At 72.4% G+C, this 11,577-nt stretch carries 8 protein-coding genes; 4 read left to right on the forward strand and 4 right to left on the reverse strand.

Features of this window, described 5'->3' with window-relative positions:
• Positions 1-8: 8 nt before the first annotated feature.
• Together RM479_RS15670 and RM479_RS15675 are read left to right on the forward strand one after the other, a co-directional pair.
• On the forward strand, positions 9-1,463 hold the full coding sequence (locus tag RM479_RS15670) for an amidase (protein ID WP_311512456.1): 1,455 nt from the start codon (positions 9-11) through the stop codon (positions 1,461-1,463).
• Positions 1,464-1,645: 182 nt separating this feature from the next.
• Positions 1,646-2,317: a response regulator gene (locus tag RM479_RS15675; protein WP_274811754.1), complete on the forward strand. Its 672-nt coding sequence runs from the start codon at positions 1,646-1,648 to the stop codon at positions 2,315-2,317.
• A 156-nt stretch (positions 2,318-2,473) separates the two neighbouring features.
• Here RM479_RS15675 and RM479_RS15680 read toward each other — a convergent pair whose 3' ends face one another.
• A complete protein-coding gene (locus tag RM479_RS15680; RefSeq protein WP_274811753.1) occupies positions 2,474-4,222 on the reverse strand; it encodes a sensor histidine kinase in 1,749 nt (582 codons plus the stop codon).
• 322 nt (positions 4,223-4,544) lie between these two features.
• Here RM479_RS15680 and RM479_RS15685 point away from each other — a divergent pair, with 322 nt between their 5' ends.
• Complete coding sequence (locus RM479_RS15685; protein WP_311512457.1) at positions 4,545-5,375, forward strand: hypothetical protein; 831 nt, start codon at positions 4,545-4,547, stop codon at positions 5,373-5,375.
• A gap of 300 nt (positions 5,376-5,675) precedes the next feature.
• A complete protein-coding gene (locus tag RM479_RS15690) occupies positions 5,676-6,989 on the forward strand; it encodes a hypothetical protein (RefSeq protein WP_311512458.1) in 1,314 nt (437 codons plus the stop codon).
• 195 nt (positions 6,990-7,184) lie between these two features.
• On the opposite strand, the gene RM479_RS15695 is transcribed toward RM479_RS15690, so the two are convergent.
• From RM479_RS15695 to RM479_RS15705, 3 genes are all read right to left on the reverse strand, one after another.
• Positions 7,185-8,942 (reverse strand): LCP family glycopolymer transferase, encoded by a 1,758-nt coding sequence (locus RM479_RS15695; protein WP_311512459.1) that lies wholly within the window; start codon positions 8,940-8,942, stop codon positions 7,185-7,187.
• Between the two features lie 449 nt (positions 8,943-9,391).
• Complete coding sequence (locus RM479_RS15700; RefSeq protein WP_311512460.1) at positions 9,392-10,093, reverse strand: hypothetical protein; 702 nt, start codon at positions 10,091-10,093, stop codon at positions 9,392-9,394.
• Positions 10,094-10,338: 245 nt separating this feature from the next.
• Positions 10,339-11,529: an ROK family transcriptional regulator gene (locus tag RM479_RS15705; protein WP_311512461.1), complete on the reverse strand. Its 1,191-nt coding sequence runs from the start codon at positions 11,527-11,529 to the stop codon at positions 10,339-10,341.
• Positions 11,530-11,577: the final 48 nt, after the last annotated feature.

Consider the following 11,577-nt stretch of genomic DNA (forward strand, 5'->3'; position numbering starts at 1 on the left):
AGGCCGAAGTGACGCTACGTTCCGACCGGGCCGCGACCGACGGACGCGCACCCGTTCCCGCCACCGCGACCGACGTCTCCGCCGAGCGTCTGCTGGCCGACTACGCCACCGGGGAGGGTTCCCCGGTGACCGCGGTCGACGCGGCGCTGGCCCGCATCGACCGCGACGATCCCGGCCTCAACGCCTTCTGCCTGGTCCTGGCCGACGAGGCGCGCGCCGCCGCCCGGGCCTCCGCCGAGCGTTGGGAGCGCGGTGCGCCGGTCGGCCCGCTGGACGGGGTCCCCGTCGCGGTCAAGGACGTGCACCTGCTGCGCGGTCATCCCACCCTCAAGGGTTCCCTGACCACGCCGTCGGAGGGCCCCTGGGAGGAGGACTCCCCCGCCGTCGCCCGGCTCCGGGAGGCCGGCGCGATCTTCGTGGGCAAGACCACCACCCCCGAACTGGCCTGGAAGGCCGTCACCGACTCCCCGCTCACCGGAGTCACCCGCAACCCGTGGGACCCGGCGACCACCCCGGGCGGGTCCAGCGGCGGTTCGGCGGCAGCCGTGGCCGCCGGTATGGTCCCGATGGCCACGGGGACCGACGGCGGCGGCTCCATCCGCATTCCCGCGTCCTTCAGCGGAATCGTCGGGATCAAGCCGACCTGGGGGCTGGTCCCGCACTATCCGGCCAGCCCCTTCGGCTCGCTCGCCCACACCGGGCCGATGACCCGTACCGTCGGCGACACCGCGCTCATGCTGGAGGTCATGACCGGATCCGACCACCGGGACTGGGCCGCGCTGGCCCCGCCGGGGCCGGGCCTGGGCGATGTGCGCCTGCGCACCGAACCCGGGGACCTGATCCGGGGGACGCGGATCGCGCTGGCCCCCACCCTGGGCGGGCTCGCCGTGGACCCGGAGGTGACGGCGGCGGTCCTCGCTGCCGCCGACGTCCTGTCCGACCTGGGCGCGCACGTGGTGGAGGCCGACCCGGGGCTGCCCGACGCCCGATGGGAGTTCCACGTGCTGTGGTACGCGGGCGCGGCCAAGGCCACCGAGCGCGTCACCGGCCCCGACCGCGACCTGCTGGACCCGGGACTGCGGGAGATCATCGAGGAGGGGCTCGCCTTCTCGGCGCAGGACTACCTGACCGCGATGGCGTCGCGCATGGAGATGGGCGCCCGGATGGGGCGCTTCCACACGGAGCACGACCTGTTGCTCACCCCGGCGACCCCGTTCCCGGCGTTCGAAGCCGGTCGGGAGTGCCCGCCGGAACTCGCGGGGGAGCGGTGGACGGCGTGGGCGGGGTTCAGCCACCCGTTCAACATGACCCAGCAACCGGCGGCGAGCGTGCCGTGCGGGTTCACGTCGGCGGGACTGCCGGTGGGGCTCCAGGTGGTGGGCCCGCGTCACGCGGACGCCCGGGTCCTGGCGGCCTGTCGCGCGCTGGAACTCGCGCGACCGTGGTCGGAGCGCCGCCCCTGAGACCGGACCGCTTCGGAGTTTTCGCCCTCATCTTGGGTGATATGTCCGTGTGCAGGACCTTTGTCGGAGGAGTTCTGTGTCATAAGGCCCCCGCGTGGCCCCGCGCACGTACTACCGTCTATCCCGGAGACGTGTCCGAGGCGCGGTGATGCGGGGATGGCACAGGAATGAGGATGAACGGGATGACGGGCGGTGCACCCGAGAACGCTCGGAAGCCGATCAGGGTGTTCCTCGTGGACGACCACGAGGTGGTCCGACGCGGGGTCGCGGCCCTGCTGGAGACCGAGGAGGACATGACCGTCGTCGGTGAGGCCGGCACCGCCGAACAGGCGTTGGCCCGCATCCCCGTCGTGGTACCCGACGTCGCCGTCCTCGACGTGCGCCTGCCCGGCGGTTCGGGCGTCCAGGTGTGCCGGGAGATCCGCTCCGATCACCCCGAGATCGCCTGCCTCATGCTCACCTCGTTCGCCGACGAGGACGCCCTGTACGACGCCGTCATGGCCGGGGCCGCCGGGTACGTGCTCAAGCAGATCCACGGCGCCGACCTCGTGGGCGCCGTGCGCACCGTCGCCTCCGGCGGCTCCCTGCTCGACTCCGGCAGCACCGGCGCCATGATGGAGCGGCTGCGCGGCGCCCAGGCCGAACCCGACCCGTTGGCCGAGCTCACGCCGCAGGAGCGCCAGATCCTCGACCTCATCGGCGAGGGGATGACCAACCGTCAGATCGGCGAACGCCTCTACCTGGCGGAGAAGACCGTCAAGAACTACGTGTCGGCCCTGCTGTCCAAGCTCGACCTCAAGCGTCGCACCCAGGCCGCCGTCCTGGTCGCCGAACTGCGGGGCCGTCGCTACTGACTCGTGCGCCCGCCCGCCGCCCCCGCGGGAGGCCGTGGCCTGCGGCGCGACCGGGCTCCCGGAGAACGGCGACCGGGTTCGAGGCACGGTCGCCGCCGGGGCGGCCTCCTCGCCCGCCCGTCGTCCCCACGGCCCTCCGCGGACGGCCTTCGACCGTCAGTGGAACGTGTCGAACGGGGGTGTCCCGTCGTCGGGCACCGGCACCTTCCAGGTGAGCACCGTGCCGCCGGTCTCCCCGCGCCGCGCGGAGAAACCACCGCCCAACGCGCGGGCCCGTTCGTCCATGTTGCGCAGTCCGCTGCGCCGCCCCTCCTCGGGCAGCCCCACCCCGTTGTCGGTCACGGTGAGCGTCAGCGTGGTGGGCCGACCGGTCGTCGCGGTCTCCTCCACCGTGACCGAGACGTGCACCTCCGTGGCCCGCGCGTGTCGGGCGACGTTGCTGAGCGACTCCCCGAGGACCGCCAGCAACTGCTCTCCGACCTCGTCCGGTACCGACGCGTCGATCGGCCCGTCCAGGCTCACCCCGGGGTGGCACCCCAGGCTGTAGGCGGTGTTCTCGGCGAGTTTGAGGATGCGTCCGCGCAACGAGGTGTCCTGCCGGCTCGGCGGATTCTGGAGCGCGAAGATCGTCGAGCGGATCTCCCTGATCGTGGCGTCGAGTTCGTCTATGGTGCGCTGCACCCGTTCCCCCGCCTCCTGGGACGAGATCAGCCGCATCGTGCTCATCAGCGTCATCGCCGACGCGAACAACCGCTGGATGACCACGTCGTGCAGGTCCTTGGCGATCCGGTCGCGCTCCTCCAGCACCACCAGCCGTTCGGTGTCCTGACGGGCCTCGGCCAGTTCGAGCGCGATGCCCGCCTGGACCGAGAAGGAGTGCAGCATCCGGCGTACCGTCGAGGGGAACGGCGCCCGCTCCGACAGTTTCCCGAGCAGCAGGACCCCCCGCGTGTTCCCGGGGGTGCCCAACGGCACCAGCAGCCCCGGGCCGTAACCGCGCTGGGTGAGCATCGGGCAGTCGACCAGCCGCAGGTCGGGGATGCTCATCGGCTCTCCCGACTCGTAGACCCGACCGCACCCGGTTCCGTGGATCTCCACGGGGGTGCCCAGGATCTCCTGCGCGATGGGGCCGTCGGCGATCTCCGCGAACAGGTGGTCCCGGGCACGAGGGTCCGGCAGCAGGATCACGGCGGTGTCCGCGCCGCCGATCTCGCGCGCCTGCGCGGCCATGTAGGTCAGTACCTCCCCGGTGGCGGCCCCGGAGAGCAGACGCGTGGTGATCTCGGTGGAGGCGGCCAACCACCGTTCGCGCAGCCGCGCCTCCTCGTACAGGCGGGCGTTCTCGATGGCCACCCCGGCGGCCGTGGCGAGTGCGAGGACGACCGACTCGTCGTCCTCGTCGAACTCGCCGCCGTCGGCCTTCTCGGTCAGGTACAGGTTTCCGAAGATCTCGTCCCGCACCTGGATGGGCACCCCGAGGAAGCTCGACATGGGCGGGTGCCCGTCGGGAAAACCCCCGAAATCGGGGTGATCGCGCAGGTCCGCCAGACGCAACGGGGAACGGTCGTGCAGGGGTGCGCCCAGGACGCCTTTGCCGTGGGGGAACCGGGAGATCCGTTCGGCCTGTTCCCGGCCGATCCCCACCGGGATGAACTCACTGAAACCACCGTCCCCGTCGATCACCCCCAGACCGGCGTAACGGGCGCCGACCAGTTGGGCGGCCATCTCGGTGAGCCGGCGCAGCACGGTCGCCAGATCGAGGTCGCCCCCGATGGTGAGCACCGCTTGGAGCAGGGAGCGCATTCTGGCCTGGTCGGACATGTCCCGATGCCGGCCGTGCGCATCGGTGAGGAGGTCTTCCAGGTGGCCGGGGGACAGCCGGGGACTCTGGGGGAGTTCGGTCATGTGTGGGTCAACCTCCGCAGAGCCGATCGGGCGGTCTCGCAATGCGTGCTTTTCCTCGGACGTATATAGATGAATTGTCGTTGTTTTTTTCCCGGTTTGCCACATCTGTCCGTACAGACGCCATCTCACCTGGGCGGGAATTGCCGCGGAATCGAGCCACGGCCTCCCCAATTCATGCTAACGTCGCCGTCAGTCGACGCAGGAAGGGTCTCCCGGACTCCGCGTCCGACCCCCCGACGAGCCCGCGATGCCCAGGTGTCCACGACACCGGAGGCCCGGCCCCCATCGCGCTCCCGGCTCCCCGTCCACGGAAGGAACCCCGGTGTTCACAGCCCACGGCATCGCGAGCGCTCACGGCGCCCGCTCCGTCGTGTGCCCCGCACCGGTGCGTCGGGCGCTTCTGCTCGCCGCTCTGGTGGCGGGCGTGCTGTGCGCCCTGTGGCTGGCCGGCGCCGAGCCGGCCGGGGCCGCGGAGGGACCGGGCGCCGATGTCACGGTACCCGTCGGGGTCGTCGATCCGCGCCACGGTGCGGCCGTCGCCGAACTCGGACGACCGCTGACCGAGACCGTCTCCACGGTCGGCGCCGAGGTCGAACGGACCCGGGCGGTCCTGGAGGAGTCCACGGCCGCGACGCCGCAGGCGCCCGCCGGAACCGAGGACGTCGCCCGCCACCTCGACGAGGCCGTGCGACAGGTCGTCACCGCGCCCATCGCGGAGGTCCCGATCGCCGGACCGTCCGAGGTCGTCCCGCCGGACACCGCCGTGGAGACCGTGCCGTCCGCCGAACGGGACGACGTCCCCGCGCCGGAACGCGTCGCCGACAGCGGAGCCACCGGGATCACCGAGGTCGCGCCGGACGTTCCGGTCGTCCGGGTCACCGCCGTACCGCCCTTCGTCGAGGGCGACACCCCGGTGCGGACCGCCGACGCCGGCGGCACGGTCGCCTCGGCTCCGCTCGGCGTCACCGGCGGCACCACCTCCGCCGCTTCGGCCGCCCCCTCCGGGGTCGCCCAGGGCGGCGCGTTCTTCGCGGGCTACCTGCCCGCCTCCGCGGCTCCGGCCCCGGCTCCCGGCCTCGTCCAGGCCGCCTGGCACGTCCTGCGCTCGGTTCCGGCCGAGGACGCCGACGAGCCCACCTTCTCACCCGACTAGAGCGGCGTTCCCGGTCGCACGTCGACCATTCCTGGCACACCCTTCCCAGCCGCGGAACGCCCATGGTCCCTCACGGTGAGCGACCCCGTCCGCACCCTTCTGGGGATTGATGTGAGCCGCGCGTCCTCGCGAGGTTCACATCAGTCGACGGCCCGCCAGGTCGATCACTGAGAAACCGAGCACCTCCTTCTTGGCCAGGGGAGGGGCTCTCCCCGGGCGGTGGGAACCGACACCCGCCCACCGCCCACTCGACAGGACACATCACGAGCCGCACCACGCGGCCACCTCGGAAGGACACTCATGTACACCACCGCCCGCACTTCAGCCAAGACCCTGCTGGTGGCCGCCGGCGCGGCGGGATTCATCGCCTTCGGCTCCGGCATCGCCGGCGCCGACACCCTCGGCGGTGTCACCGACGGCCTTCCCCTGAACGACCTGGGCGGGCAGTTGCCCGCCGTCCTCACCGAGGGCATCGGCTCTCCGGTCGGCGACCTGGCCAAGGTGCAGCCCGGAACCATCTCCGCGGCCCCCGACGTCCAGCACAACTCCGCCCCGGTGACCGGCTCGCCCCTGGGCGCCTCCACGTCCGAGCTCGCCCCCGTGTTCGACGCCGTCGAGGGCTCGGGGGTCACCGACGCCCTGCCCGCGGGCGTTCCCACCGTGCCCCAGAGCGGCGCCGTCACCCCCGTGACCGACGCGCTCACCGACTCCCTGCCCGCCGACGCCCCCGTCGCCCTCGACGGCAACAGCACCGACCTCGGGCTGGACGCCGTCACCGGATCCCTGCCCGTGGACGTTCCGACCGTTCCGCAGAGCGACCCGTTGGGTGGCGCGGTCGGTGGGTTGGGCCTGCTCGACGGGCTCGGCCTGGGTACCGGCGGTCTGCTGCCGTTGTCCGCGCCGACCGTTCCGCAGAGCGACCCGTTGGGTGGTGCGGTCGGTGGGCTGGGCCTCCTCGACGGGCTCGGTGGGCTGGGCCTGCTCGACGCGGTCGGTCCGAACACCGGCGGCGCGCTGCCGCTGAGCCACCCCGCCCAGAGCCCGCTGTCCATGGAGGGCGTGGCCGGGCAGCTCGACGGCACCGTGAACGAGCTGGGCGCGGCCGTCGGCCGGGGCACCCACGAGACCGGTGCCGGGCTGACCGACCTGGACGCCGCCGACCTGGGCGCGGTCGTCCCGATGAACGGCCCGGTCCTGCCCGTCACCGGCCAGAACACCGACCTCAGCGGCGGTGCCGCGGACATCGTCTCCGACCTGGTCCTGGGCTCCGACGCCGTCACCCTGCCCCAGTCCGCGCCCGTCGGCGGCCTGCCCGAGCTGTACCTCACCGACGACCTTCCCATCGCGGACGCCCTGCCGGTCGACGGCGTGCTGCCCCAGGCGGCCCCCGACGACACGCTGTCGGAGCTGCCCGCCGTGGTCCTCGGGGACGACGCCGCCGTGCTGGTCGAGGACGCCGCCGCGAACGACCTGCTCGCCCTGCCCGCGCCGACCGACCTGCCCGCGACCCTGCCCGCCACCGACTCCGTCGGCGGCGACCTGGTCGGCGTGAACGGCCTGCCCGCCCTGGGTGAGCCCACCGTGGCCGACGCCCCGATCGGCGACCTCGTCTGAAGCCTCACCGGATAGTGCGCCCGCGGGTCGTGGCGGGCGCACACCGCCCGGGGCGATGAGCGGGATCCGCCCGCGCGGGTGACACCGAAGGACTGTGGGGGTTCCTCGGCGCACGACGCGGGAGCGGGATCACCGTCGCCCCGGGCGCACCGCGGCCCCGGACGCCCATGGGCGTCCGGGGCCGCTTCTCGTCGTCTACTCGAACTCTTCGTTCGTACCGAAACCCAGACCGTCGGAACACGGGTCGGAGGTGGCGTCGCGCCCCTCGCCGGCGCGGGCGGCCGGAAGGTCCGGCGACGGCGAGGCCACGGCACTGGGGGAGTCCACCGCGCTCGGGGAGGCGCCCGGCGGCTCCAACGGCACCGGCGCGTCGTCGGCCGCCACGAGCGACGGCAGCGGCCGGTCCTCGCGCACCGCCTCGAACAGTTCCGCGGCCCGGTCCTCGTACCAGAGGATGCGGTTGGGGTCGAAGGGGGCCTGGTACCAGGGCACGGTGTGGAACTCGATGTCGCTCAGGTCCACGTCGGACAGCGACACCGCGATCGACAGCATCCGGTCCAGGGTGAGCTGCTCGTCGGTCGCGCTGTGCTGGGCCACCGCCGTCAGAATGCCGTGCAGCCTGCTCGGGTTGCCCAGGACCTCGCCCCGCATGGCCTGGTCGGCCAGCGCGGCCATGAACATCTGCTGGCGGTCGATCCGGCCGATGTCACCGCCGTCGCCGATCTCGTAACGGGCCCGGACGAACGACAGCGCCTGGTCCCCGTCGAGGGTCTGTTCCCCGGCGTCCAGGTCGAGCTTGGAGCGTTCGTCCTTGATCGGTTCGGGGATGCAGATGTCGACTCCGCCGATGGCGTCCACCACGTCCCGGAAGCTCATGAAGCTCAGGTGCACGAAGTGGTCGACACGGATGTCGGTGAGCGTCTCGATGGTGCGGACCACGCACGGCGGACCGCCGTGGTACATGGCGGCGTTGATCATCCCGAAGTAGCCGTAGGTCCCCTGCGCGGTGCCGTAGGGGTCGCACTGCGGCAGGTCCACCAGGGAGTCCCTGGGGAAGCTGATCACCGAGACGCGGTCGTCCGGCGAGATGTGCGCCAGCATGATCGAGTCCGAACGCTCGCCCTCGAACTCGCTGCTGTAGGCGGTGCTGCCCTCCTCGTACCCGTCCGATCCCATGAAGAGGATGTTGACCGCGTCGTTGATCTTCTCCGGGCGTTCGCCCTCGTCGAGGGCGGCCTCCAGATCGTGCCGCACCATGCCGGAACGCAGCGAGTGATAGTAGCCGTAGGCGGTGGCGACCCCGGCGGTCAGCACCACGGCCAGCCCGGCCGCGGTCCACGCCACGGCCCGCCGCAGGCGTCGTCGGCGGCGTCCGTCCCCTCCTCCGCCCCCGGGAGCGGCCGGGACGGGGGCGTTCGGAGGGCCTTCGCCGCCGGAACCGCCGGACCCGCCGGCCCCCGCGGGCGGGTCCGGTTCCCCGTGCTCGGCGGCCCGACCGGTCGCCTGTGCCGAGGAGGGCGCGTCGGCCTTCGCGTCATCGGTGCCGTCGTTCTCGGACGCGTGCTTCGGTCCGGACGCGTGCCTCAGCCCGGGCGCGTCGTTCCCGGCTCGCGCGCCGGTGGTCGCGGTGGCGTTGACGAGGGCCATCACGTCGTCCTCGTCGTAGCCGTCGTCCGGTGCGTCCCCGACCCGCTCCAGCCGGCCGGAGCGGCCGATCCGCCAGACCGGCTCGGCGCGTTTCGGGCCCCGCGCGGGTTCCGGACCGGGCACGGGCTCCGGGTCCTGCCGGGGCCCGTTCTCGGTGGTGGGGTCGATCCCGCCACCGGACTCCGTCACGGACGGTTCCGGGTCGGGGGGTTCCCCGGCCCGTTCGGTGGTGTGCGCCGGACCCTTTTCGGGTTCCGGCAGGGTGTCCGCTCCTGCTGTGGCGGAGACGTTCTCGTCAGCGGTCATCGTGCAATCTCGGTGAGTTCGGACGGCGGGACGTGCCAACGGTCGGACACCGGCCCCAAGGGAGGGCCGTGAGTCCGTGTCCGGGGGAGGGCGGAGGTCGCGCGTGATCTGATCGCGGGATGCCATGGGCGGTGGCGGTGCGACGGGCGGTGACCTCGGGGGACGAGGATGCGCCGAGGGGAGGGCACGGCCGTCGACGGGGGAACCCGCGTGTGGTGGTGATCCTAGGTGAAGTTCTCGCGGAGTGCGCGCTCAAGATGTCCGAGCGCGGGGCTGGTGACCACAATTGCGCCGCACAACTTTCGCCGGTATGCGCCGTCGGTCGACGCTCGCATGCCCGACTTTCTCACCGATGCCCGCAAAGAGCACTTCCGACCCGCCTCCCTGACCAAGCCTTGGCACGGGCGGCGGGTCAGGGGGGTTCGGTACGAACGATCCGTGCGCCGGGATCAGTCGTCCCAGAACGCGCTGTCCTTGCCGGGCTGCTCGTCGGTCGCGGCGGTGGTCTTGGCCGCGGACTTGGCGGTGGTCCGGCCGGTCGTCTTGGTGTTCTTGCGGGAGGTCCCGGAGGTACCCGAAGCAGCCGAGGCACTCGGGGCCTTGGCCCCGGTGTGCCGGGGGCGCGGGGTGACCTGGCTCTTGGTGATGGGTTCGGCGGGGGCGACCGGGAGCGCCTTGTCACCCGAGCGGATGTTGAGCGCCTCCTCCTCCACGCGCAGCATCTGCTTGACCTCGGCGGGCGTCTCGGGCAGTCGCTCGGAACGCAGGTGGGCGCCCAGTACCTCCAAGGCGTGCTCGCACAGCAGCAGGCGCGCCCGGTCGGCCCGGACACCGCTCAGCTCCTCCAGTTCGGGCATCGCACGCTCGCGCAGGAGGCGCAGGATGGAGGTGAGTCGCTCCCGCGTCTTGCGTTCGGTCATCGACATGACCGTCATCTCGGCCTCGGCGAGGAAACCGTCCGTGGTGTCGGAGGAGTCGCGCTCGGCGATGAAGGTGCTGGTGAGCCGACGGGCCGAGGCCCGGGAGGCCTCGCGGACCTCGTTCCGGCGCAGCAGACGGGCCTGGAAGCCGGTCACGACGACGCTGGTGACCAGGCTGATCACGGCGCCGAGCAGGATCAGGACGATCGGGTTCGCTAGGACGTCTGGCACGGGTTCGGAGACCTTTCCGGGCGGGGATCCGCACGGTGGGGGGCGGGGAGGCGTGCGGTAGCGGGGCCGGGTGGTGGGTGACTATTCGGCACGCAGGGGGTGCTTGTCAAGTGCCGTCGCGGGCACGCGGCACGGAGGCGACGGCGTCGTCGCAGGTGGAGGGGTGGCGCGCGGGGGCGCCGTCGGTCACGGTCGGTGGGCCCGGTGCGGGACCGCCGAGAGGGGTCTTCCCCTCGGGGTGGGATCTATCCCGCCAGGAATTTGTTCACCGCTTCGGGGGAGAGGATCTCCTCGGCCACCATGGCCGCGCAGCCACGCACCCCCGCGTCGTCCCACAGACTGCTGGCCACCACCCGCAACTGCCGGGTGGCCAGCGCGGTGCACCGCTGGAACACCATCTCCCGCACCCCCGCGACCAGGTGGTCGTAGGCCTCGGACAGGTCTCCGCCGAGCACGACGACCTCGGGGTTGAGCAGGTTGACGGCCCCGGCGAGGGCCTCGCCGAGCCGTCGGCCGGCATCGCGGACGAGCGTCACCGCGACCGGATCCCCCGCCGCGGCCAAGGCGATCAACTCCTTGATGCTGTCGAGTTCCCGGCCCTCCTCCGCGGCGAGCTCCAGCAGACGTGGACCGCCCGCGACGGCCTCCAGACAGTCGGTGTTGCCGCAGCGGCAGGGCAGTCCCTGGCCGTCGCGGACGGGGATGTGGCCGATCTCTCCCGCCGCGCCGAGTGCGCCGCGCAGTAGTCGGCCGCCGGAGATCAGGCCGGCGCCGATACCGGTGGAGACCTTGACGAAGACCATGTCGCCGGGGTGACCGTGACCGCCGGCGAGGTGTTCGCCCAAGGCCATCACGTTCACGTCGTTGTCGACCATGACGGGCACGGGGAAGCGTTCGGCGATGAGCGGGGCCAGCGGCACGCCGGCCCATTTGCCGAGAAGGGGGCGGTCGTCGGCGCGTCCGGCGTGGAACTCGACGGTGCCGGGCAGGCCGATGCCGGCACCGCGCACCTCGGCGCGGTCCCGGCCCAGGGAGGTGAGCTGCTCGGCCCAGGTTTCGAGCAGCCAGGGGACGGTGGCGTCGGGGCCCGAGGCCATGTTGGGGGAACCGGGGGTGCGGACGAGGATCTCACCGTTGAGGTCGCAGACGGCGGCCTGGCTGCGCGCCATGCCCAGGGCCGCGGTGAGCAGCAGTCCGCTGTCGGCGTTGAACTCCAGGAGCGACGGGGGGCGACCACCGCTGGACACGGTGCCGCTGCCCTCGATCACCAGGCCGCTGTCGATGAGCTCGGTCAGGCGGAGGGCGACGGAGGGACGGGAGAGCCCGGTCGCGCGGGAGAGCTCGGACCGGTTGGTCGCCGCGCCGGTGCGGATGAGCTCCAGGAGATGACCGCTCGTCGTGGCAGCGGAGGACAGGCGTCCCGGGGTTCTGGCCATATCTCATTCAACCACTCGGTCAGGTTTCCGAACATGGGATCTTCTGTA

Origin of the sequence: Nocardiopsis lambiniae, assembly GCF_031845465.1 — a bacterium.
Lineage (GTDB): Bacteria > Actinomycetota > Actinomycetes > Streptosporangiales > Streptosporangiaceae > Nocardiopsis > Nocardiopsis lambiniae.